The organism is Dickeya oryzae, assembly GCF_020406815.2.
GTDB lineage: Bacteria > Pseudomonadota > Gammaproteobacteria > Enterobacterales > Enterobacteriaceae > Dickeya > Dickeya oryzae.
Window position 1 is genome coordinate 2368904 of sequence record NZ_CP162670.1, and the last position, 25342, is coordinate 2394245.

The following is a 25342-nucleotide window of genomic DNA, read 5'->3' on the forward strand; positions in this document are numbered from 1 at the left end:
TCCCACTCAGGCTTTCTTTTTCAAAATACGCACACTGCCGTTAGCCAGCGTATGTTCGTACTGATCACGATTACGGCTAAAAAACGCCACTGCCGAACCGTCTGACTGTGTCAGCGTCACGCCATCAGGCGTAGGTCGCCAGCCAACCGGCGCTTCCGGCAACAGCGTTTGCAGGCAGGTCGTGTCGCCAACCAGCCGCCAGGTTGTGCTATCCAGCACTTCCGTATTCAGACGGATATCGCAGTGCTGTTCCGTGCCACTCAATACCCACTCTCCGCTCAGCTCTGCTGCAGACGGTAATCTCAGACTGCTCGCCATACATCCTCCACTCAGTGCACTCAGTAATGTCGCAATAATCAGCTTTTTCATGATATTCCCATCTTTCGGTATCAGAGCGCGCCATTCATGATTGAAACTATCTGGTTAAATACATTGATAATGACAGGCTCATCTACATGGAGCATCGCCTGCCATTATTTGATAGCCCTGAAAATAACAGGGATTTTCTATTCTCGCTTTCTCTGTTCTCGTTAAAAAACCACGCGGTTGTTAAACGATCACACTCTTGTTAAACCATAAAATACGACGGTTAAACAATGAAATCCGACGGCTGCAACGCCGTACCGACAATGTTCACCAGAAAATCAGCCGAACTGTGTCCGCTTAAATGCATCCACATATTGGTCTGATTAGCTTGATCATCCCAACTCAACAATACTTCATTTCCCGTACCAGAGAAATTATCGACAAACTGGAGATCATGATTATTATTAAAAGCGGATAAGTCGATTTTATCCTGTCCTCGCTGGAAATCAGTAATGGTATCCGGTGCCGATGCAAGCGAGTCTTTTTCCCAGGCATAAACAAAAATATCGTTACCCGCCCCCCCAGTTAAAATATCAGCGCCACCATCACCGTACAGCACGTCATTACCCGCTCCACCGTCAATACGGTTATCAGACAGGTTACCGACAATGACATCATTACCTGAACCGCCAATAGCATTTTCAATTACCGCATCCGCCGCAATAGAAACATTCCCTTTCAAATCGCCGACATCTGAAAACGTGCCGCTAATCAGACTAATACGCTGATTCGAGCTATAACCGGAAAAATCAAAGGTATCGTTGCCACCGGCATCCCAAACGGAAAATATCAACGGTGTTTTACTGTCGGTCGCAGTATAATAATCACGCTCTGCATTGGAGTGGAACCCGTATACCGTATCGTCAGTGCGGGTGGTCATATTCGCACCATACAGTTTTTGGATCGCAGCGATATCATCCATTAGTGGGGCGGCGGCATGATAACCATGAAAATCACCACCGGTATAGCCTTCATTCCAGTAACTCATGATACTGAATTGACGGGTATCTTCGGCGTAGGTCACGTCTTTATAGCCAGGGTTGCCATCGGAGGCATCATAATCCCCCGGATGATACAATCCGAGCGTATGACCAATTTCATGAGCCAGCGTATTGCGGCCAAATTCATTAATATCCGGCCGCTGATTATCAGCCTGATTGTAATTAAACCAGGCTGAACCCGCCCATTTCGAATTTCCGGGATAAAAACCAAATGCCTCACTATTATTATCTGTATTACCATCCGAGGTTAATGTATAGTTACCAAATTTGATCGTGGCATTTTGAGGATTATTTACTTCTGTGAAAGTTACATTCGCTACATCAGCCCATGCCTGTAGTGCCAGTTTGGCCTGCTGAATTTGTGCGGCATTAAATTTGACGAAGCCTTTGAAACCATCTGGCATATCGGAGTCAGACACCGACTGAAGAAAAGAGTAAGTCAGTGCTGCTGGTTTACCGAAAACGTTTTCACCATTCCAGGTGACATTACCTCTGGTTATTTGATCTCGAGCCTGTTCCAGCGTATAGGACGGTTTATCGTTAATGTAACCATTACCACGGGCATGGTAATTCCATAATTCATAGACATCCGCCACACCGGTATAGCCACCGGACGATGCGGAAGAAAGATCAGTTTTTTTGCTATATGAAGCCATAGTGCTTCCTCCATGAAATTACGTTCATATTTGATGATGTTATGTGCGAACATAACATCTTTTTATAAATACACGCGTTGTCAGCATGTAATTCATAAAACTCTCGCTGAACACCCACCATTCACTTTTGCTGTTAAAAGCGAATGTTCCCTGTTAGGCATGAATCAACTATTCAGGCAACATAGCCTGACAACACAGACAGGTTAGTAAAACAGAAATAAAATGACAAGATTTCATCAAGAAAATCGATGTTTTGTTACAGACAATTCAGGCTGCCAAAAAAAACCAGACAGAAGAAGTGTGGAAGGAAAAATTAGCAGAATAAAAAATGGTGCGTAAGTCACCAAACGCACCACTTCTGAGTATTACTCAGTCATCAATGACAACTACAGCAACTACAATGACGCCAGCGTACTGCGAATGACATCAGCATACGGCGTCGTCGGGTGACCCAACAGTGCTGACAGTGCGTTCTTATCATCAAACAACCCGCCTTTTTCCGCCCCGGCATCCGAATCAGCCAGCATATCGGCAAGACCGCCTGGCAAGCCTGCGCCTTTTAACGCGTTGGCGAACTCGGCTTGCGACAGGTTGACATACTGCACTGGCTTGCCGCTCTGCCGGGCAATTTCAGCGGTAAACTCCGCCAGCGTATAGCTATTGTCACCGGCCAGTTCATAAGTTTTGCCGGCCTGACCGCCCAATTGCAGTACGAGAGCCGCCGCCTGTGCATAATCACTACGCGCCGCTGACGCGATACGCCCTTCACCGGCCGCGCCGACGAATGCACCATGCGCCAACGCCGGAGCAATACTGGCGGCATAGTTTTCGGTATACCAACCGTTACGCAAAATCACATGAGGAATGCCGGAAGCCTTTAACGCCGCTTCCGTCGCCAGATGCTCTGCCGCCAACCCTAATGGCGACGTATCAGCATGCAGCAAACTGGTGTAGACGATAAGACCGACGCCTGCCGCTTTAGCCGCGTCGATAACGGCTTTATGTTGCGTTTCGCGCTTGCCCACCTCACTGGATGAAATCAACAACAGCTTTTCGACCCCGCTCAGTGCCTTGACCAGTGTTTGCGGCCGATCGTAATCGCCATAACGCACATGGATCCCTTTTGACGCCAGTCCACTGGCTTTCGCTGGATCGCGAACCACAGCAATGATGTGCGCTGTCGGTACTGATTTCGCCAGAGTATCAATCACTAAACGGCCTAACTGACCGGTTGCTCCTGTAATCGCAAACATCGTGTACTCCTGTTAATGGGGAAATACCGCTGCACGCTTCAGTCCGTATATCCTAAACATCGGTATCCGGTTGAAACTCATACCTGCAGCATATGGCCTAAACTCACTTTTAGTAAGTACTAACAAAAATGTTAGTGTGAAATAACAATGCGAGCATCATCACAACATCCCGGCCACTGGCTTCCTGCTGACGCGTTACAGGGTAATCTGTGAAATGGCTACGGCCGGTTTTTTAGTTTCAGTCATATCGCACTTATGCGATATTGCTTTCTCAGAGAGCTGATGACGCAAATATTTGTCATATTTGTCACTTCTTTACTTATTTGATTCGTGCCCATCAGAATTATAATCGCAGACAGTGGACACGATTTTCTGCCTTGACGGTTTATCACAAAGGGTCTCTTTGGCGTGGCAAAATTATTTTTACGCAGTGGAAATTTAGACGATTTTCTTGCGTTGGGAGAGAACGGCCAGCCCGTTTATGCTTCGGCGCTACAACTACGGGAAACACTGCGTCTTCGCAAACAACAGCCTATCGCTGATTGTCTGGCTATTCCTCAGCCTAATGAGGATGGCGATCGCATCGACTGGTATTCCCCCTTCTCCGGTAAAATTACTTCCTGGATGGCCGCCAGCGACGAACAACGCGAGCACGCGTTGGCGCTGCTGGAGCACTATCTCAACACGGTTGACGCGATCAGCGAACGAGCGCGCCAGTCCGACAAACCGGCACAAAAACTTTTCGGCGTATTGTTGGCGAAGGCCTTCCAGTTTCCGGGTTCCAACCATGTGTATCTGGTGGACGATAAACCGGTTATTACCTTCTGGGGATTCGTCAGCCTGGGCAAAAAATCTCGCCAGGATGTGCTGGAGTGCTTGCGCCCGGTTGAACTCCCTGAGCCAGTTCCGGAACCGGAACCGCTGCCGGAAGTCACGGTGCACATTGCCGAGCCAGAACCGGAGCTACCGCCGCCGCCAGTCGTCGAGCCGGAACCCGTCGTGATTGCCGAGCCGGTCGCAGCGCAGCCCGCTCCGCTGTCGGCGCGCCGTGTCTGGACCAGCCCTTGGGTCCTGGGTCCGGGTGTCGCCCTACTGGCGACGCTGGCGTTTCAGATCCGCGGCTGCGTTTCCCACTCCGAAACCAGCGCGCCCTCCGCCGTGACCGCCATCAAACCGGAAAAACGCGCACTGGGTGCAACGCCGCCAGAAACACTCCCTCAACCCAATCTGCCATTAAATGTGGCCACACTGTTGCCCCCCTCCGTCGCAGCAGAACCACAGAAAAAAGCGGAAGAGAAAGCACCGCCAGCGCCAGTTGCAATAGAGATGGCCGCCGCGCCGAAAGGCGCGCTGGTGATGCCAGTTGACGCGGTGAAGATCGGCTCCATCCGCTTCCTGGATGGCAACTGGCAAGCCACACTGTCGGTGAAAAACCCGCTGACAGGTAAGCCGCCAGTACTGCGCTATCAACTCAAAAACGGCAAAGGCCGGGTGCACTTTACCTATGGCGACAACATCACCTGTCAGGCCGAGGTGGAGGCCGGGTTGCATCAATCCGGTAATCTGGTGATCAACAGCCGCTACCGTGCGCGCTGCAGCGATGGTTCCCGCTATCCGATGCCGGAAATCGTCTGTACCCGACAGGAGTCGAGCGAGGCTGCTGAATGTAAAGGCCGCTATGATGCCGACACTGTGCTACCGATGACGATTAAGCGTGAGAGTAAATAACCATGCTGGCAACCCTGACCGATTACAAACAACACATTACGCTGATTCAAAATAGCGGTATTCAGTTTCTTGACTTTGCGTTGAAGCTCACGCCAGCACGCGCAGGATTCGCCAATCGTTTCGTGCGTAAAAGCGCCAATGGACCGTTGCTGCGACTGACCTACAACGAACACAGCGGGAAATACACCCTGCCAAGTGCGATGCAGGTGCTGCCGGAAGCGGTCAACCCGGAATCCAGTTATACGCTGGAGCAATCTCTACATTTACTGAGCAACGCGTGGTTACCGCTACCGTTCTTCCGCTTTAACCCACCACGTACGTTTATGGGTGGCCCGAATAACTGGGCGCGGGTACAGGTATTGGAACTCGACGAGCCAGATGATGACGGCAACACACACCGAGTCTGTCTGGCGTTCGATACCCGTGTTTACCCGGAAAGCCATGACCTGGAAACGCTGGCCCCCAGCGAGAACGATATCAACGCCGGGCGACTGTTCACGCTGGCTTACCACAGCGAAGAACTGGATGATTTTCTCGACCAGACCTGGGTGGACGGCTGGTTGCGCGAAACCTTTTCGCAGCAAGCGCTTACGGTGGAAAACCGCAAACCTCGCGACATTCGCCAGAACCTGCGTGAATTTGAATATCAGGCGCATTACCTGAATCTGCTGGATGTTATGGCGACGCTGCTGGATGTACCGGAAATCCGGATCACCAGCGGCACCTTAAAAGAACCCGCCATTAACGTAGATCTGATCCTTGATGTCGGCAACTCCCATACCGCCGGGATCCTGGTCGAAGATCATGCCGACGAGAGCAACGGCTTGCGGCAGACCTACGAATTGCAGATTCGCGATTTGAGCCAGCCTCATTATTTATACAATGAGTTGTTCGACAGCCGGGTGGAATTCGCCCAGGCGCGTTTCGGTAAGCAAAACTTCTCCTTTGAAAGCGGGCGCGACGACGCGTTTGTCTGGCCATCGATCACCCGCGTTGGCCGGGAAGCCAGCCGCCTGGCGCTACAGCGTCAGGGAACCGAAGGTTCCAGTGGTATTTCCAGCCCACGTCGCTATCTGTGGGATGAAGAGCCGTACGTGCCAGGCTGGCGTTTTAGTCAGACAACCAGCCCGCGCCAGCAGGAACCGCTGGCGACCGCCATGCCGTTGACCATGCTGGTCAACGATGAAGGTCAGCCCCTGTTCAGCCTGCCGCTGGATGAACGCCTGCCGGTGTTCGACCCACACTACAGCCGCAGTTCGGTCATGACATTCATGCTCTCCGAATTGCTGGCACAGGCGCTGATGCAAATGAACAGCGCGGCCCAGCGTCTGAAGATGATTCATGCCAATGCGCCGCGTCAGTTGCGCAATATTATTCTGACCCTGCCCTCAGCCATGCCCAAACCAGAGCGTGAGATTTTCCGCCGCCGTATGATCGAAGCGATCGGGTTGGTGTGGAAAGCGATGGGCTGGCACCCGTCCGATGATGAGTTCATGACGGCGGACGACAAGCGCCGCAGCACCGTCCCCGTACCTGACGTGCAGATGGAGTGGGATGAAGCCACCTGCGGGCAGATGGTCTACCTCTATAACGAAGCACAAGTGAATTTCGGTGGCCGGGCGGAGGCCTTTTTCGCCAGCATGGCGCGGCCGGATAAAGAGCTGGCGGATGACGAGCAGCCGGGGAAAACCTTGCGCATCGCGTCTATCGATATCGGCGGTGGTACCACCGATTTGGCGATTACCCAGTACTGGCTCGATGACGGTGTCGGCAGCAACGTCAAAATCATCCCTCGCCTGCTGTTCCGTGAAGGGTTCAAAGTCGCTGGCGATGACATTTTGCTGGACGTGATTCAGTTGTATGTCCTGCCAGCCTTGCAGGCGGCGTTGAAAAAAGCCGGTGTCACCAGTCCGGATAGCCTGATGACCCGCCTGTTTGGCAGTGAAGGCCGTATGGATGGTCAGTTGACATTGCGTCAGCAGGTAACGCTGCAAATGTTCATTCCTATCGGGCAGGCGATTCTGGAAGCCTATGAACGATTCGACCCGCTCGATCTGAATGCGGAAATCGACACCACGTTCGGTGAAATGTTGTCGCAAACACCGACACGTAAGGTGCTGGATTACGTCAACAACGAGATCCAACGCGAATTACCGGATGAAGAGACCCCGTTCGACATTCTGCAGGTGCCGCTGATTCTGCGTCTTAGCAAGCTGCACAGCGAGTTTCTGGCTAACCGCATGAGTATCACCCAACATTTGCGCTTGATGTCGGAAGTGGTCTCGCTGTACGCCTGCGATGTGCTGTTGCTGACCGGTCGGCCGTCCCGTTTCCCAGGTATTCAGGCGTTGTTCCGCCATCTGCAACCGTTGCCGATTAACCGTATGATGTCGCTCGATGGCTATCACACCAGCGACTGGTACCCGTTTAACAAGCGCGGTCGCATTGAAAACCCGAAATCCACCGCGGCGGTGGGGGCCATGTTGTGCCTGCTGGCGCTGGATCTGCGCCTGCCCGGCTTCTACTTCAAAGCCGGGGATTTCGAGCCCTATTCCACCGTGCGTTACCTTGGCATGCTCGACAACACCAATACGCTCACCACCGATAACGTCTACTATAACGATATCGATCTGGATGATGCGGATTTCACGCTGGATGACCAACCCGGTTTTGAAGTGCGCGGTTCGCTGTGCCTCGGCTTCCGCCAGTTGGATAACGAGCGTTGGCCCGCGTCGCCACTCTATTCGCTGTCGATAGTCGACCCGGAGCTGGCGCGTAAAGTCGCAGGTGACAGCGTCCTGCATGTGCGCCTGAAAGTCGTACCGGGTGACGATAACCCGACTCCAGAACGCGTTGAAATAGCCAGTGCGGTGTTGGGGTCGGGAAATACTATTTCACCGCATCAATTGAGGTTAAAACTGAATACCTTATCCAGCACGGTTTCCGGCATGGCACATTACTGGATCGATAGCGGGAGCGTCTTCAAGAAATGAAACCATTAACGCCCAAACAGTTGTCGAGCCGCCTCAGCCGTCAGTTACAATCTGTTTCACAAGGTGTGGATCAGGCGATCGCCTGGGTAGAAGAGACCCGACGCAATGTTCCTCGTCTGGATATGGAAGCCGATCGGCTGATCATTAAATTGCGTCGTTGTCGCAACAAAGCCCGTGGGCTGTCCGAGTCATCGCTCAAAGAGATCGCCATGGGGATGTTCGGTTTGGCTCAGGGGGGGAAAACCTATCTGCTGACATCACTGGCTGGCGGAGAAAACGGTCGAATCGAAACGTCCGTCGGCGGTGTCACGTTGGATTACCAGAAAAATATCAACCCGGACAACCAGCAACCGGCGTTTGTCACCCGCTTTACCCGTCAGGTCGAAGGCAAAAACACGCCTAACCCGGTGCAACTCCAGTTGCTTCACGAAGCCGATATCGCCCGTATTATGGCTTATTCCTTCATTCTGGAAGACGCTCAGAATGACACGGCGGAACTGGATGAGCAGCATATTGCCGAGCACCTGAAAACCCTGTCGTTGCACCGCCAACAGGAGCCCGTGGCCGGGCTTGGCAGCGATGATGTGGTGGCGTTGTGGGATTACCTGACACGTCATGACGCCCGGCGGCAAAAACCGCTGGAGCGCAAGTTCTGGCCGCTGGCGGTCGAACTGGCCCCACATCTCAGTATCGACGATCGCGCCAGCCTGTTCTCTGTGCTGTGGGGCGAACGCGCAGACTATACCTCGCTCTATCGCCATTTTGCTCACACGCTGGAGCAGCTCTCCGGTGCCCGAAAAGTACTGGCACCGATTAGCCTGCTGGTGGACGAAGCGTTGCAACCGGACAGCGGCATTTTTAATGCCAGTCAGTTCGACCGGCTTAATAGCCCTTCCGACCTGAGCGTACAGGTACGCCCTATCGTGAATGGTCGTGCTGCCCGCGGCGTGGAACTGTCACTGGCAGAACTGATTATGCTGACAGCCGAAGTGCTGATTCCTCTGCTGTCACCGCCGAAAGAAACCCTGTTCGGTCAGGTCGATCTACTCGATTTCCCAGGCTTTAGCCTGCAGGATGAACCCGAAGCGGAGGTGGATGACGATAACCCGGACCGCCTGTTGCGGCTCAAACCGCATCCGTTATCCCGGGCGTTGCTGCGCGCCAAGCGTGCTTATTTGCTGGAGCGCTATACCGACGATCAGGAAATGAATCTGCTGATGGTGTGTACCGCCGCAGCCTGTAAAGCAGATGTGCGCCACGTTGGCCGGGCGCTGGATTTTTGGGTTCGCCATACCCAGGGGGAAAACCCGCAAATCCGCAGCCGCCGTAAACCTGGCCTGATTTGGGCGGTCACCCGCCATGACAGGCGTTTCACTCATGGCCATAACAACGATGAAGCGGTACAGCGCTATGTGGGTAACCCCGGCGATGCCTGGGGCACCATGCTGGCGATGGACAAGCGCGGAATCAACCGCATGGCTGCCTGGCTGGATACCGAAGTTCGCCGCGAAGTGAAATTAGGGCGTATTAACGAACAGTTGAGTGAATTACAGCGCGAGTTGTCTGATAACCTGCTCGGCAGTTGGTACCAACCGGCCGGTGCTGATGACCCGGCACGCAAGCAGCACATCGCCGAATCGATGCTCAAGGCGCTGCAGACACGGACCGGCGTACACGGCGAGTTGCTGGAGCGGTTGCTCCCTTCTCGCGATGAGCTGCGTCACCTTTATCTGCAGCAACAAGTGCAGCAATCGCGTAATTTTGCCGCCTATCAGGAAACACCAGATACCGCGGTGCCGATGGCCAGTTACGAGCCTTTTGGCGTCGGGCTGGATATCGACCTCTTCAGTGATGAGAGCGAGCAGGCTGAAAGCGAAGAAAAACCAACGCCCGTCGTACCCGTTGTGCAAACGGAAGAGGACCAGGCCGAGAATCACAGCTATGAGGCAGAGTTCGCCCGCAACCTGTATCGTTACTGGATCAATCACCTGCGCAATTTGCCGGAAAATGTCGCCATCATTGAGCTGTTGGGGATTAACCGCCCCACGATCGAAATGCTGGTGGAGGAGCTGATTACCGCCAGTATCCGTCTGAAACTCGAAGACGAATTACAAATCATGCTGGTGGATTCCGGTCAGCTAGGGATTAACCGGGAAAGCAAAGCAGACCGTCAGGTATCCCGCGCACTGAATGTGCTCGGTGATTTCGTCGCCTGGCTGGGCTTCCAGCAAATATCGGAATCCCTGCGCCCGGACAGTCGTGTCAACAAAGGCAACAAGATCTTCGCTAAACCGGAAAAGCAGGTCGCCAACTTTGGTGCCTCACGTCGACTGACGAAGCTATCCGTCACTCCGGTCAATAACACCGCGTATTACATCTATGACTGGCTGATTGGTCTCAATGAGATGATTATCCAGAACGCCGGTTACGCGGCAGGTCGTGATATCAAGCCAAAACAACGCGAACGTCTGGGAACGATCCTCAGTCAGATCAAACCCACAGAAGGCTAACGGCTCAGGCGGAGCAGCAGGCTCCGCCTTCATCCCTTTCCTGCACAAAAGTTTACATAATCAAATAATTATGTCGCTTTTCTCGCCATGTCTTTCGACAAAATCACGTTATAAATCAGGCTGGTCTTGCAAAAATGCAGCGCTCACGTCATAGTTTCAGGCGGGGTGCGTACTGTTGTACCGAATGTCTGCTATTGTCATGCTTTTTCGTTAATTCGCCCGGTTTAAAACACGCTGTTGATTTAAAAAAAGGAACACAGACCACCCCGTTCTTTATTCCGCCATCTTGATGCTGTTTTGTTTCTTCTGCTCTCTCGCGAGAACAGAAAAGCACCACTTCCAGGGATATCAGTTGCCGCTATCGATTGGGTATGCGCCAGTCGTACTGACCATCCGAATTCACATATCCGGTTGCTGATGCCGTTTTTCGGCCTATCACCGTAAAACGATTAACTAAGATAAAAAGAGCATCTCCTATTCCACGACGCCTGACCCCCGGATCAGACGCGCGGGTTTCTTTTAGCTGTTTACGACATGGCACAGGTAACGCATCATGAGTAACAGTAACGAATCCGATACCGCATTTGATGATTTTCTGACCCTTTCCGCCCTGCTTACCGGGTTCAGTCGATTTGAACTGACCGGTACCGGGCTGGCCCATGACTATTTCGCCTGGCTGCAACAGGCCGCCCCTTTACCCTTCAAACAATTGCAGCGCGATTTTTCAGCACAACCCGACGATGACACCATAAGGCTCACCTGGCTGCAAAACACCGTGCTGACATCATCATCACTGGGGCCAGTCGCGCGCAGCCTGTTACGGCTGTGGTATACCGGTCAGTGGATCCCCGTCAGCCCGACACCCCAGGCAGATGCCCAGTTTCTCAGCGAAGCAGCCTGGCGCGAAGCCTTAATTTGGCAGGCTATCCATGCCCATCCGCAGTCAATCCGTCAACAGGAGTTCGGTGCCTGGGCCGAGCCACCAATAGCCGAATGGAGAACACGTGGATGAATGTTGTCACGCCCCATCAGGCAGAACAGACTGATTACGATGTGGTGATTGTCGGCGGCGGCATTGCCGGAGCACTGATGGCCAAAACACTGACTCGCGCAGGCAAGCGTTGTCTGATACTGGAAGCAGGCTCTGGCGATAACCTGCATTACACCAGCTACCGGGGAGCGCTGGCGCACTATCGTCAGCGGCCGGATAAAGGCCATCAGGTATCTGGCGTGCATAATGTCAATGCGCCCGTACCACACGATACGGCATTGCACTCGTTGTTACCGGGTGGGTACGATGACCGAGGTTATCTGGTGCAACGCGGCCCGCTACCGTTCAGCTCCACCTATTGCCGCCAGCTCGGTGGCACCTCGCTACACTGGCTAGGCAGTGCTATGCGCATGCTACCAGAAGACTTCGAGTTGCAAAGCCGCTACGGCGTCGGGTTGGACTGGCCGCTGCGTTATAACGACCTGGAGCCCTGGTATCGGGCTGCCGAGTATGAGCTGGGGGTGTCAGCCAATGTCGAAGAACAAGCCTATGGTGGTATTCATTTTCCACCGGACTATGTTTATCCCATGCACGGGATACCCACCGCCTGGGGGGATCGGCAACTGGCCCGGCGTCTGAACGGTATGAATATTATGGAGGACGGGCAGTCTATCCCTCTGTCGCTGCGTGGTACCCCATCGGCCCGTAATGGTGTACCGCATCCTGCTTATGACCATGGGTGCGGCTATCACCCGCGTGGGGCCGCCGGTAACCCGCACCTTGGCCTGTATTGCACTGGTAATAGTTATTGCACGCCGCTCTGTCCGACACAGGCGCGGTATAACGCGCTGAAAACACTGGAAGACGCCGATGCTACACGGCTGGATGTGCTCACCTGCAGTGTGGCGCATAAGCTACTGATAGACCCCGCTACCGACGCCATCACCGGTATCCAGTTTCGTCACTATGTCCATCATGAAACGGCATTGCATCATTTGCATACCGTCAGCGCTCGACGCTATGTACTGGCTGGCAACGCGATTGCTAACGCGGTTCTGCTGCTAGCGTCCGGTGCCTGCAAAGGCAATGATCTGGTAGGCCGCCATCTGATGGATCATCCGGTATTACCGGTTTGGGGTCGGGCGGATGCACCGCAATGGCCGATGCGTGGCCCGCTGACCACCTCAGGTATTGAAGCGATGCGAAGCGGCAGCGCCCGTGTACACCGGGCGGCGTTCCGTATCGAGCTGAGCAATGACGGCTGGCGCTGGCCGGTGAACAAACTGTATGACGATGTCGACACGTTACTGGAAGAACCCCTGTGTGGCCCCCGCTTACGCAGTCAGATTCGTGAGCGGCTGTCCCGCCAATGCAGCGCGCGTTGCATGGTGGAACAGTTACCAGAGTACAATAACCGGGTGACGATCCATCCGGATTACCGTGATGCGTTGGGTAATTACCGCCCGGTGATTCATTACGATCTGTCGCTGTATACCCGCGCGGGCGTTGCACGTGCCGGCACGGTTATGCGGCAGATTTTCCGGCAGATGGGGGTGCATAACGCCAGCCATTATTCACCGGATGAACCCGGCTATTTTACCTGTCATGGCCAACCGCTGGCGTTTACCGGGGCCGGGCACATCGCAGGGACCCACTGCATGGGGAACTCTCCTCACCATTCGGTGGTGGATCGCCAACAGCGTAGTTGGACTCATAAGAATCTCTATCTGGTAGGAGCCGGAAATATGGTTAGCATGGGAACGGCACCACCGACTCTGACACTGGCAGCACTGACGTTATGGGCAGCGCACACAATTCTTTCCGAACTGGACAGAATGTGTGCCAGCACACGTTAAACGTGAAAAAAGCGCTACAAAAGATGATGATATTCAGGTTTCATGCTAGGAATAAATAGATAAGACTAATTACACACTTCGTCACTGCCGCAACTGACTAGACGGAATAACACCATGAACTTAAACGAACAAAACCAACAGCACGATTTGGATGCGACTTTCAGGGAAAAGGGCTACGTCAAACTCACCAGTCATAAAGATTTGGCCCATGAACTGGACGACATCCGTGATCTCCTGCAAAAGGCGATGGTGCTGGAACATGCGGTAATCCCTCCCTATCTGACCATGCTTTACACGGTGAATGACGATATCGACCCACGGGTCACTGACGTTATCCATTCGGTCGTAATAGAAGAAATGTTGCACTTCGTCATGGTTGGCAACCTACTCAACGCGGTAGGCGGCACACCCGATATTAGTAGCCCCAGCTTCATGCCTGACTATCCGGCTACACTACCGTTCGGCATTGAAGATCTGGAAATTCAGCTCCACCCGTTTTCCCAGCACGCCATTCATCAGGCGATGCAAATCGAGCACCCCAAGTACGTTCGCCCGGAAGTGGTAGCCAGTCATGTTTGCAGTGACATGTCTATCGGTGAGTACTACATCTACATCGAATCACGTCTACGCGCGGCGGTAGAGTCTTTCGGCGAGAAAGCCGTGTTCTGCGGCGACCCAACCCGTCAGATCGAACCAGAACAGTTCTGCCATGGCTCATACGGCAATATCACGCCCGTGGTCGACCTCGACAGCGCGGTCTATACCCTGCGTCAAATTTGCGATCAGGGCGAAGGTTCGCCGCACAACATCTGGCAGGGTGACGAAAATAATGTGCCGCATTACTACCGCTTCAACGAAATCTACTGTGAGCGCATGTATACGCACGGCGATACCATCGCCAGCGGCCCAACCGGCGATCCACTGAATATCGAATGGGATAAAGCGGTCAAAACCCACAGTGCTGCCAAAATCGCCGATTACCCAGAAAGCGAGCTGCGTAAAGCCATTGTGCGTTTCAATCGCCGTTACAGCGAAATACTGGAAAACCTGCAACTGGCGCTGTCCGGTCGTCCACTGAAACTGACCCCGGCGGTCATGGCGATGGGGTCGCTGCGCGAAGATTTCCGCGCCATTGTCGCCCATCCGTTCCCCGGAGATAACGCGTACCACGCCGCACCGACATTCGAATACACCCCGCCGCCGCCGCCGCGTTTTCAGGCTAAAAGTCAGGCAGTCACCTTCGCCAATAACCAGACCACGTTGGAAAAACTGTCTCAGGCTTATGCCGCTGGTGACTTGCAGATGGCGCTGGCTTGCCTGAGCGAACAACTGGTGTGGGACATGACCGGCCCGGTAGATGTGCCCTATACCGGCGTATTCTACGGTCATGAAGGTTTCTCCCGCTTTTGGTCACTGATGAGCCAGACCGTGGAGTTCAGCAGTGAGGTGGTGGAAAAAGTCTTCTTTAGCGACAATCAGGCGATGGCTTACGGCAGCCAGCAAGGGATCACCAAATCTACCCGCGTACCTTACAGCTATGACTGGGCAATCCGGTATGAATTTACCAGTGATCACCGCATTCGGCTGATGCGTAATTATTTCAACCCGATGCGAATTCAGGCAGCGTTGGCGGCCACGCCACCAAAACCACGGTCGTTCATCAACAAATAACGCCGTTTTTGATGGGTTTGAACGGGCACCGCCGCATTGGCGGTGCTTTTTTATTTTATTTTTATCTATATCAAGTCAGATCGCGTCAGCGACTGCGTCAGAGGATGAAAAACGGTTCGATTATCTGTTGTACCTCGGGGATAGCCGTTGCCACATGCATACCCCCGGCCTCGTAGCTTCCCCGATATTTCACCACCAACCCGGCCTCAGAACCGATGACCACCCCGGCAGCGATATCCCAAATGCTGGTGTTTTTTTCCACGTAGCCGTCGGTAAAGCCCAGCGCGGCAAAACTCAGCCCAACCGTTGCACAACGATAGCGCGCCACAGCCCAGCCTTCATCGCGCAGATAGCCATCGAGCATCGCCACTTCCGCCACCGCCCATTTATTGCTTTCACCCAACGCCAGCAAGCGAACTTCACTAAAGGGAACCTGACGGCGATAAGGCATGCCATTGCGCCAGACCCCGCATCCAATTGCGGCTGACAGCGTCAAGCCCAGCATCGGCAACGCAATGGTGCCGACCACCGCTAATCCGTTTTCGACATACCCGATGGAAATTCCCCACAACGGCAGCCCACGTAAAAAGTTGGTGGTGCCATCAATCGGGTCGATAGACCAGAAACTATCGCCAACCTCCCCGCCCATTTCCTCGCCTAAAATGGCGTCATCAGGAAAGACATCTTTCAGGCGATCACGAATCAACTGCTCTACCTGACGGTCAGCATCGGATACAAAATCGTTGGCGGATTTCTGTTCCACTACCACGCTGTCACGCCGGGCAAACAATTGCCTCGCCAGTAACGCGGCCTCTTCCATAACCGCGTTGGCGGTCTCAAAGCGTAACTGCAAATCAGACATGACGTCCTCCGGTTATATCACCCCAGCAAATCGGGAATATCAGACAGTACGGTCTGCGCACCCTTATCCAGAAATCGCCGGGCTTGTGCGGCATCATTGACAATCGCTACCGCGTATTCAATACCACTGTCGGCCAGAATATGCAGCGCTTCATCATCCAGCAGTTCCGACAAACAGTGCAAAATCTGGCAGTTCGTTTCCTGCAACAGCTCAACGGGGTTTTTAGGCGGTACCACGACGGCAAAAGCACGCGGTACATCCGGCATCAATCGGGCCGCCGCCTGAATTGAGCGAACAGAAAAACTCGATAGAAACAGGCGATCACGATTAGCAGGCCACATGGACTTCAGCACCGCCAGGGCGACCTCTGCCGTTTCCACATCATCACCGGCGGTGGGCTTGAGTTCGAGTTGCAGCCCCATGTCTAATTCCAGTACACATTCAATCAATTCCTGCAAAGTAGGAATTGTCACGCCAGCGAATGCGTCGTCAAAGTGTGCGCGTGCGTCAAGCTGGCGAATCTCCGCCAGTGTTAACCCGGCGACCAAACCACGGCCGTTGGTGGTGCGATCGACCCGGTCATCGTGAATGATCACCGGTTGACCATCCCGGGTCAGTTTGACATCCACCTCCAGCCAGGTCGCGCCCTGTTGCGCGGCTTTACGCATTGCAATCAGCGTGTTTTCCGGTGCCAGCGAGGATGCGCCACGGTGGGCAATGAGTGAAGACGCTACCACACGGCGGCGTGAGTGCTCGGTTACAACATCAGACATAATGGTTTCCCTGGTGTTTCAATGCATCGGTGTTGAGTAAAAAAATGTGTTGATATCTGGATGACGTCAGGCGTCTTATCGTGTCGTTACGCCCAGACGGACACCGGAAAGCACCAGCCGGGTTCCGGTATTGCGGCCAGGCGTCGTCATCTCATTTCAGCATCACGTTTTGGATAAACTGTTTTCTAATTTCATCACCTAGCGGCTTAGCCGCCCAGGCGAAGCTGTGCGACCTGTCCAGCGAACCCGCCGCCGGTACGTCGATTCCTGCTAACATCAATGGTGCCGTACCAAACTGAGAATGAAAACGAAGTTGGGTGTCAGGCAGTGTCAGCCAGTGGATAAACAGCAATGCCGCCGCTTTGTGCCGGGCATTAGCGGGAATACCGACGACATTACCGCCGCCTGGCATACCAAAATCGGGCAGGTAAAATTTGATATCCGGCGACAATTCCCCTTTATGTTGCAGCGAAAGCACCAAATCCTCCCAGGAGGCAGCAAGTTTAAACTCACCGGCATTGAGCCGGGTGATGCTATCGGCATTGGAAGCACTGATCACCAGACTACTTTTGTAATGGTTGAACCAGCGCCAGGACGGGGCGAGCTGCTGCACTATCTCCGGTGTGACGCGCCCATCGCGATAGTTCACATCTGGCACCAGCGTGCGGGTGACAGACTCGATAAATGCAGGCCCGGAACCGCCATTCTCTACGTTAAAAGTGAATTCGCCGGGGTTTTTCGCCAGAAACTGTTCAAGTTGAGGCAACGAATGCGGCAGGTCGGCCTCCTTGATACGGGCCGAATTGTAAGCGATGACCGTCTGATTACCCCAGAACGCCACGGCATAGCCTTTCGTATCAACCCCTTCTATCTGATAGGTTAGCTTGTCGCCACCGGGCAACCGCGACGTCAGCGGCCCCCAGAACAGTTTAGGCCCATTAAACAACCCAAACTGACTGCCACCCACGGATATCACATCAATATCACCCTGGTCGCGATTCTGTTCCGCCAACAACTTATTGATACTGCCCGCCGCCTCGCCATCTGGAATGGTGACCCGAATACCGTACTGTTTCTCAAACGCTTTCACTTCGTCGCGCAGCCGATCCTGGTAATACCAGTTAAACCAGGTGAGTTGCCCTTCCTGACGCGCTTGAGCTTCCACGTCCTGCCAGGACATCGTTTTTAAATCTGCAGCCTGAGCCCCACACAGTGGCAACAACAATACCGGCAATGCCACCAGCTTGCGTAAGGTCGACGGCGTAAATCGAGTAAACATGCAAGGTTCCCCTGATGATTTCCCTGATAAGTAGTGAGGCCGCCTCATCGCTATCCTTTATTGACAAACGCTGAGGTCGGCACATTTTTGAGACAGCGCTCCATTAGCAGCATCAACACCACGTTGGGCACCACCAGAATCAGTGACACCACTGCAGCGTTAGGCCGGATGAAGTTATAACCAAGGTATGAATACAAAATGGTAGGTACGGTGATGAAATCCGGTGCCCCCACGATGTAGGAAACGGAAAACTCTTCGATAGAGAGGATGAACACCATAATCATCGCCGCCATCACCCCGGATTGCAGCGATGGCCAGTAGGCAACCCGGAAGATCTCCCCCCTGCTAGCACCCAGATTGCGCGCCGCATCCACCAGGTCCTGCCGGACCTGGCTAAAAGAGACACTCAGAATGCGAATGGCGTATGGCATAAATAACACGGTGTGCCCAACAAAAATCCCCATAAACCGCGAATAAACCCCCAATCGCATCAATAACGAGGATAAGAACACCGCGATAACAAACCCCGGCAATACGATCGGCAACAGTGTCATAAACTGTGCTACCCCCTTCGCCGGAAATGAAAGCCGCCCAAACGCATAAGCCGTCGGCATCGCCAGCAGCAGGCACGTTACGGTGACGCAGGGGGCCAACAGGTAACTGTGCAGCAACGCATCAGGTAACGACGTGGTATTCCACAGCTCGCTCCAGCGCAATAGCGACAAGACCGGCGGAAAGACATCCGGGTAAGACCAGGGATGCGCCGGGTCGACCAGGGACCACAGTATCGCCATGGCAAATGGCAGAACCAGCCAGACAAGCCCCAAGAGCAAAAGCAACATGACCAGCAGGCGATTGAGTCGGTTAACGGCTGTTTGTTGCATCGGTTATCTCCTTATGCCGCGCACGACGACACCTGTCGCCATCGCCAACAATCCCGCCCCCACCAGTGATAGCAACATGAGCATCACCGCCACGACCGCCGCCTGATTCCAGCCATCGGTTCCTGACTGTTGTACCCGCAACATCAGTTGTGCCATGGAGTTCAGGTTGACCGGTCCAGCGACCGACTGGAAGGAAAAGTCACCGGCGGCACCGATGAAGATCAGCATCATGGCCGTCTGCAATGCCCGCAGCGTTAACGGCAGCACAATTCGCCGAAAGCGAACCCAGACACCGGCCCCCAGATTACGGGCGGCCTCCAGCACCGTTTCACCTATGGCCTGCACGGAGCCGCTTATCAGCAACAACGCAAACGGCATCTGTTTCCAGATTTGAAGCAGGATCACACCAATACCGTTGGCGTCATTCTGCATACGGATAGGCCGTTCCGTTAGCCCCAGCCGCAACATCGCCACGTTGAGAAAGCCTTGATAGGAAATAAAGTTGACGAACAGAAACGCCGCCGTCAGTCCCGGGACCAGCAACGGCGCTTTGAGTACCGCACGCAAGGTAATAGCACCCGGAAACGGTTTACGTAGCCAAATGGCTAATGGGTACGCCAGTGCAACGGACAATACGGCGCTAAACAATGCGATACGGGCTGAATAGAAGAAAGAGCGCCAGAGTTGCTCGTCCGCCAGCATGACCTGCCAGAAACGCAGTGAAAAAGCACTGTCGCCGGCAAAATTGAAAAAACCGAGCGACTGGGAGAACGCCATTCCCAACACCGCCCCCATCACCAGCACGATAACCCCCACGCCAGGCAGCAGTAGCAGGTAAGCCATGAATGACGATTTCATGTCACCTCCTCACGCAAAAAGCGTAACGCGTCAGGCGGCAGCGAAAAGGTATAGGTTTCCCCTTCCAGTAGCGGCTGGTATCCCAACAGTTGGATGCGATAGCAGGTCATGTCGGAATCCGTCGGGCTACCCTCGATATCGGTCAGGTTGCCGAGAAAAGTATGGCGTTTCACACGCAGAGAAAAAATATTCTGTCCCGTTGCGGGCAGTGACAGCAGGCGGACGTTTTCAGGACGCCAGCACAGATAAAGTCGATCCCGAACCGGCGGTTCGTCGGAGGCGACCACCAACTCGCCCAGTGGCGTCGCCACCCGATAATGCCCGCTGTGTGCATCCCGCGTCATGACCGTGCCGACCATAATATTGGCGGTACCAATAAAATCCGCGACAAAGCGGTTGACCGGCCGCTGGTAAATATCTTGTGGAGTACCGGCCTGAATGATATTGCCGCCGTGCATCACCATCACCTTGTCAGACATGGCTAAGGCTTCAGCCTGATCATGCGTGACATACACCGCAGTAAAGCCTTGTTTGCGTTGTAACGCACGGATCTGCAACCGCAGTTGCTCGCGCAACCGGGCATCCAGATTGGACAAGGGCTCATCAAACAACATCACATCCGGTCGCACGGCCATGGAGCGCGCCAGCGCCACGCGCTGTTGCTGCCCTCCGGAGAGCTGAGCGGGCAATTTATCCAAATGCCCGGCCATCGCTACCGTTAACGCGGTTTCCACAACCCGGTGGCTTAGCGCCTCTCCCGACACCCGGCGTTGCTGTAATCCAAAGGCAATGTTTTCTGATACGGTCAGGTGGGGAAACAAGGCGTAAGATTGAAAGCACATCGCGGTGTTGCGTTTCTCTGGCTCAAGACCATTCATCTCTCGGCCACCAATACGAATGGCCCCACCATCCAGCGGCACAAAGCCGGCAATAGCCCGCAAGAGTGTGGTTTTGCCGCATCCAGACGGCCCCAACAGGGTAACGAACTCACCTTCTTTAGCCTCGAATGATACCCCCTTGAGTACGGGCGTATCACCGTAAGCCACACTGGCGCGCTCCACTTCCAGTCTACTCATCACACCTTCCCCGTTGCTCGTCAGGCACCTGTTTAATCAGGTGAAAACGCTGCCAATTGAATTTATAATGCAGTATGCATAATAATAATGACAAACACGTTTCAAATGCGTCACAGAAAATAGACAATTCAAATAAATGATATATAAGAAAATAAATTTTAATTAGCTGTAATTTCTGATGAAATCATATCACCCATCAGGTTGCATCTGATACCAAGGGTTATTATCATTCTTTATGATTAATAATTAGTGACGCCGGTATTCCCGGTACACCCTCCGGCATCAGCGATGAGCTAACTGCACAACAGGGCGAGATAAAAGGATCATAAACACCATGAAGACACCCGCGGAGGCCCGCGCCTGATGTGGCCAATACTTCACGACAATGCAAGTGTTACCGTAAATGAACGTCTGGTTCTGGATATCGTTCGTCGTAACCGGCACATCATGCGCTCTGCGGTATCACCGCAGACCAACCTGACCCAACCCTCGGTACATCGAATCATCGATAACCTGCTGGAGCGTGGGCTATTACAGTTAGGCGAAAGCATTGTGCATGGGCGCGGTAAACCCAGCCCGGCACTGGAACTGGCACCGTCGGCGCGGTATAGCATCGGTATCTCCGTGAATACCGATGCGCTGGCGTTTTGCCTGTGTGATTTCAGTTGTCAGGTGGTCTATGAGGAAACCCTCGATATTCCGCTGGATGACCGCACGCGTGCGCTGTTTATGTTGAAAGAGCAGACACGCAAAGCACTGCAGCAGTGTGCGATCTCCCCCTCAGCGGTGGTGGGCATAGGGTTCGCTATGGCGGGCTATCTGGTGGATGAGAAACGGTTATTTAACGCACCTGAGCCACTTCGTGACTGGTCGCTGGTGGATATCAAAAGTGAACTGGAGACCCTGTTTGATCTGGACGTCTGGACAGAGAATAACGCCACCACCGGTGCAATCGGCGAGTCCGTACTGGGGGCGGGGTTGCACTACCCAACCTTCGGTTACCTGTCATTCAACTATGGCTTTGGCGCAGGTCTCATCCTCAATGGTCAGTCCTTTGCCGGTTCTTTCGGCAACGCGGGGGAAATCAGCCGTCTTTATACCAAACAAGAGTTTTCCTCCCGCCCGGCACTGGGCGAATTACTTAAGCGGCTTAATGCACAGGGTATCGATATTCAGCGGGTCAGCGCCCTGCGTAAGCAGTTCAACCCACAATGGCCAGGTGTATCCGACTGGGTCGAAGAAGTCAGACCCTGCCTGAACCGTGCTATTGATGCGCTGCGCGCGGTAGTCGACCCGGCAGCGATTGTATTTGGCGGCGAGTTACCAACAGCATTGGGAGAGATGTTGCTTACTGTTCCTCCCACCCAGCAGCCGCCACGTTATGGACACGCTGCTCGCTATCCAAGGCTGTTGCTAAGCCAGATCCAACATGACCCGGCCGTGATTGGCGCCGCATTAATGCCGTTCAAAGCACGCTACTTCGCCTGAATGGATATGGGTAATGGATGGTTGCACAGCGAGCGGCTGTTACACATGAATGGTGACAACGTCACTTTACACCATAGCGTCGGCGGCCTCCGTCAGTAGCGCTACCAGCGTTGCGACCTCCGTGTCGTAAGGCTGTTTGTCTTCTTCCACCACCAGATAGAGCGGCGTAAAACGCCGCCCGCCTTGTTGCAAGGGCAGCAATTTCAGTACGCCAGACGCCAGCCCATGCGCCACACGCGCTTGTGGCATCCAGCCATACCCCACACCGTGCATCACCGCTTCGATGGCCGCCTCCACCGTGGTAAATGTCCAGTTTTCCGTACTGGCGGGTTTATGCAGACTCTCTTTCTGCTGTTGTCTGTCAATAATTTCAATCAATGGATAGGCGCTAAGATCCGCAAATGACAACGGCTGGGCGCGCTGATGCAGCGGATGGTCTGCCCGCGCAACAGCGACGAATGCCATGTCCATCAGCAATCGCCCACGGTTAATCCCCTCCCACGGCTGGGAAATCAGCCAGATATCAGCCTGATAGTCGGCAAGCTGCGACCGACTCTCGCTGCGTAGCACCTCCATTAAATGGACTTGCGTATGTGGATGACGGGACTGGAAAGTACGCAGCGCGGCAAACAAGGTCGGTTTGGGGAAAATGCTATCCACCACCAGATCAATTCTGGCCCGCCCGCCGCGCCGCAGCATATCTGCCCGCAACTCCAGCGTGTGAAAGGCATTCAGCAACGGAATGGCCTGCGTCAGCAATTGCTGCCCCTGTGCAGTCAGCACCGTCCGACGACCAGATGGTGCCAACAGCGAGACCCCCAGCCGTTCCTGCATCAATGATAATTGGTAGCTCACCGAAGACTGGCTACGGTTAAGCGCTTGCGCGGCCTGAGCAAACCCACCCAGCTCCACCACCGCCCGTAGCAGCGCCCATTGCTCCAGTGTCGTTTTCGTCAACATCTGCGTCATTCCATCTGTGGTGTTGTTGGCATAACCCGGCCAATCAATCTAATTATTGAATTAATTAACACTAAAAACAGCGTTATTCATCAATTTATTCAGACCTTATACTCTGTTGCAGCCAACAATAAGGAAAACAGTATGAGCACTTTCGACAAACACGATCTCAGCGATTTTGTAGGAAAACATCTGGTATATACCTACGATAACGGCTGGAATTACGAGATATACGTGAAAAATGGTCACACATTGGATTACCGCATTCATAGCGGTATCGTGGCCAATCGCTGGGTAAAAGATCAGGAGGCGTTTATTGTCCGAGTCGCCAGCGATGTTTACAAAATCTCCTGGACGGAACCAACCGGCACCGACGTAAGCCTGATAGTCAACCTGGGTGATCGCATTTTTCACGGCACCATCTTCTTCCCACGTTGGGTCATCAATAACCCGGAGAAAACCGTCTGCTTCCAGAATGAGCACATTCCGTTGATGGAATCTTACCGTGCCGCTGGCCCTGCCTACCCAACGGAAGTGATTGACGAATTCGCCACCATTACGTTTGTGCGTGACTGTGGTGAAAACAACAATAGCGTTATTGATTGCCCGGCCAGCGACTTGCCGGATAACTTTCCGCAGAACCTGCGCTAAACATCGTCGGCGGGCTATCAGTCCGCCATTTTCTCCTTTCGGTATATTTTCCCTGCTCTTTCCGGCGTCATCCAGCATTGTCAGGTAACCTGGCTTTATCAGATTAAAGTGGAACGCCATTTTAAAAAGTGCAAAAATCCGCCATCCAGCATGAATACAGCTGACTCATCGATTTACTGGATAACCATTAACTTTACGGATGACGAAAAATGGATATTTTGCTTAGCCTGGTCAAAACCCCCTCAGTCATTATCGCCATCGTGGCGTTTCTCGGTTTATTATTTCAACGTGCGCCGCTGTCACGCCTGATTACCGGTACATTTCTATCGTTTATCGGTTTTACCATGATCAAAATCGGTGGCAGCATTCTGATGAAAGTGCTGACGGCATTCAGTTCATTGTTTTCGCATGCTTTCGATATCGCAGGTGTAGTGCCCAGTAATGAAGCCATCATGGCTGCCAGCATCGACAAAATCGGTGCTACCGCCGCACTGATTCTGCTGTTCGCCATGTTGCTGAACATTCTGCTGGCACGTTTTACCCGGTTAAAATATATCTACCTGTCGCTACACTTAGTGTTATTCATGGCATTTGCCTTCACCGCAGTGCTGCTCCAGCTCGGTTATGGCAACACCACAATTATCGTCGTGTCATCAATGCTCATCGGCGTTTATATGGCTGCATCACCTTATATTCTCAGCCGCTTCAGCCGCGCGATTATAGGCTCTAACGAGTACGCCATTTCACACGCCGCCATCACATCTTATGTGCTCGGCTCCTATCTGGGAAAATGGCTTGGCAACAAAAATAGCGACACGGAGCATCTGACGCTCAGTCAGCGTTTTGATTTTTTGCGTGAACCAAATGTCGCCACCCTGCTGACCATGTTGGTACTGTTACTACTTTCCTGCCTGTTTGCCACCCAGCCGCAAATTAGAGATGCGATGGTGATGGTGTATGGCACCGGTGCAGCGGATAAAAATGTAGTGATCTTTATTCTGGAGCAATCCGCGACGTTTGCCTGCGGACTTTATCTGGCAAAAGCGGGCGTCAACCTGTTCACAGCTGAAATTGTGCCGGCCTTTAAAGGATTCGCCAACGTGTTCGCGCCAGGTGCCATTCCCGCCGTCGACGTGATGGTGCTCTTTACCAAGGCCCCTAACGCAACGTTGATAGGCTTTCTGGTCAGCTTCTCAGTAGAGCTGGTGTGCATTCTCCTGTTCCCACTGATTGGACTGCCGATTATCGTGCCGGGCATCATGGCAAGTTTCATTACCGGCGGTGCCGCCGCTATATTCGGGAATGCGACCGGTGGTGTACGCGGCGCAGTGCTAGCCAGCAGCTTGAATGGCCTGTTGCTATGTGTGCTACCCGCGCTGACACTACCGCTGTTTTCGCATCTTGGCGCACAAGGCGTTACATTCGCCGACCCGGATTTCACACTGCCGTCACTGATTCTGGATCGCCTACTGCGCTGGTTTCACTGACA

The 25342-nt window shown here is 53.5% G+C and carries 19 protein-coding genes; 9 read left to right on the forward strand and 10 right to left on the reverse strand.

Translation table 11 applies throughout. From position 1 onward, the window contains the following. Positions 1-6: 6 nt before the first annotated feature. The 3 genes from LF929_RS10470 to LF929_RS10480 form a co-directional block, all read right to left on the reverse strand. Complete coding sequence (locus LF929_RS10470; RefSeq protein ID WP_080649083.1) at positions 7-369, reverse strand: protease inhibitor Inh/omp19 family protein; 363 nt, start codon at positions 367-369, stop codon at positions 7-9. A gap of 220 nt (positions 370-589) precedes the next feature. Beyond that, positions 590-2023, reverse strand: coding sequence for a serralysin family metalloprotease (locus tag LF929_RS10475; protein ID WP_038907978.1), 1434 nt, complete (start codon positions 2021-2023; stop codon positions 590-592). A gap of 395 nt (positions 2024-2418) precedes the next feature. Next, complete coding sequence (locus tag LF929_RS10480) at positions 2419-3276, reverse strand: SDR family oxidoreductase (protein ID WP_038907977.1); 858 nt, start codon at positions 3274-3276, stop codon at positions 2419-2421. 408 nt (positions 3277-3684) lie between these two features. Here LF929_RS10480 and LF929_RS10485 point away from each other — a divergent pair, with 408 nt between their 5' ends. The 6 genes from LF929_RS10485 (at position 3685) to LF929_RS10510 (ending at position 15025) form a co-directional block, all read left to right on the forward strand. After that, positions 3685-5004, forward strand: a complete 1320-nt coding sequence (locus LF929_RS10485; protein ID WP_210174920.1) for an SrfA family protein — start codon at positions 3685-3687, stop codon at positions 5002-5004. A 2-nt stretch (positions 5005-5006) separates the two neighbouring features. Further along, entirely contained in the window at positions 5007-7997 is a 2991-nt protein-coding gene (locus tag LF929_RS10490) for a virulence factor SrfB (RefSeq protein WP_038907975.1), read from the forward strand. Further along, positions 7994-10507 (forward strand): putative virulence factor, encoded by a 2514-nt coding sequence (locus tag LF929_RS10495; RefSeq protein ID WP_226092539.1) that lies wholly within the window; start codon positions 7994-7996, stop codon positions 10505-10507. Before LF929_RS10490 ends, LF929_RS10495 begins: the two co-directional genes overlap by 4 nt. Positions 10508-11060: 553 nt before the next feature. After that, positions 11061-11519 (forward strand): hypothetical protein, encoded by a 459-nt coding sequence (locus tag LF929_RS10500; RefSeq protein WP_038904339.1) that lies wholly within the window; start codon positions 11061-11063, stop codon positions 11517-11519. Continuing rightward, a complete protein-coding gene (locus LF929_RS10505; protein WP_210174923.1) occupies positions 11516-13354 on the forward strand; it encodes a GMC family oxidoreductase in 1839 nt (612 codons plus the stop codon). Before LF929_RS10500 ends, LF929_RS10505 begins: the two co-directional genes overlap by 4 nt. Positions 13355-13468: 114 nt before the next feature. Further along, positions 13469-15025: a ferritin-like domain-containing protein gene (locus tag LF929_RS10510; protein WP_038904337.1), complete on the forward strand. Its 1557-nt coding sequence runs from the start codon at positions 13469-13471 to the stop codon at positions 15023-15025. Positions 15026-15122: 97 nt separating this feature from the next. Here the strand turns inward: LF929_RS10510 and LF929_RS10515 are convergent, their stop codons facing one another. The 6 genes from LF929_RS10515 to LF929_RS10540 all read right to left on the reverse strand — a co-directional run bounded on the left by LF929_RS10515 (position 15123) and on the right by LF929_RS10540 (position 20757). Then, positions 15123-15887, reverse strand: coding sequence for an inositol monophosphatase family protein (locus LF929_RS10515; RefSeq protein WP_226092538.1), 765 nt, complete (start codon positions 15885-15887; stop codon positions 15123-15125). Positions 15888-15904: 17 nt separating this feature from the next. Then, complete coding sequence (locus LF929_RS10520) at positions 15905-16660, reverse strand: glycerophosphodiester phosphodiesterase family protein (RefSeq protein WP_226092537.1); 756 nt, start codon at positions 16658-16660, stop codon at positions 15905-15907. 151 nt (positions 16661-16811) lie between these two features. Then, on the reverse strand, positions 16812-17939 hold the full coding sequence (locus tag LF929_RS10525) for an extracellular solute-binding protein (RefSeq protein ID WP_226092536.1): 1128 nt from the start codon (positions 17937-17939) through the stop codon (positions 16812-16814). Between the two features lie 50 nt (positions 17940-17989). Continuing rightward, positions 17990-18823, reverse strand: a complete 834-nt coding sequence (locus tag LF929_RS10530; RefSeq protein WP_023639660.1) for an ABC transporter permease — start codon at positions 18821-18823, stop codon at positions 17990-17992. 3 nt (positions 18824-18826) lie between these two features. Further along, positions 18827-19681, reverse strand: coding sequence for an ABC transporter permease (locus tag LF929_RS10535; RefSeq protein WP_038904335.1), 855 nt, complete (start codon positions 19679-19681; stop codon positions 18827-18829). Next, positions 19678-20757 carry an ABC transporter ATP-binding protein gene (locus LF929_RS10540; RefSeq protein ID WP_226092535.1) on the reverse strand — a complete coding sequence of 360 codons (1080 nt, stop codon included), beginning with the start codon at positions 20755-20757 and terminating at the stop codon, positions 19678-19680. Before LF929_RS10540 ends, LF929_RS10535 begins: the two co-directional genes overlap by 4 nt. 363 nt (positions 20758-21120) lie before the next feature. Between LF929_RS10540 and LF929_RS10545 the strand changes: the two genes are divergently transcribed. Then, positions 21121-22245 (forward strand): ROK family transcriptional regulator, encoded by a 1125-nt coding sequence (locus tag LF929_RS10545; protein WP_038907964.1) that lies wholly within the window; start codon positions 21121-21123, stop codon positions 22243-22245. A gap of 66 nt (positions 22246-22311) precedes the next feature. On the opposite strand, the gene LF929_RS10550 is transcribed toward LF929_RS10545, so the two are convergent. Then, a complete protein-coding gene (locus LF929_RS10550) occupies positions 22312-23205 on the reverse strand; it encodes a LysR family transcriptional regulator (RefSeq protein WP_038907962.1) in 894 nt (297 codons plus the stop codon). Positions 23206-23346: 141 nt separating this feature from the next. Here LF929_RS10550 and LF929_RS10555 point away from each other — a divergent pair, with 141 nt between their 5' ends. Together LF929_RS10555 and LF929_RS10560 are read left to right on the forward strand one after the other, a co-directional pair. Continuing rightward, complete coding sequence (locus tag LF929_RS10555) at positions 23347-23853, forward strand: phenolic acid decarboxylase (RefSeq protein ID WP_038907960.1); 507 nt, start codon at positions 23347-23349, stop codon at positions 23851-23853. Between the two features lie 209 nt (positions 23854-24062). Continuing rightward, the gene (locus tag LF929_RS10560; RefSeq protein ID WP_038907959.1) at positions 24063-25340 is read left to right on the forward strand and encodes a PTS ascorbate transporter subunit IIC; all 1278 of its coding nucleotides are present in this window, start codon (positions 24063-24065) and stop codon (positions 25338-25340) included. Positions 25341-25342 lie beyond the last annotated feature (2 nt).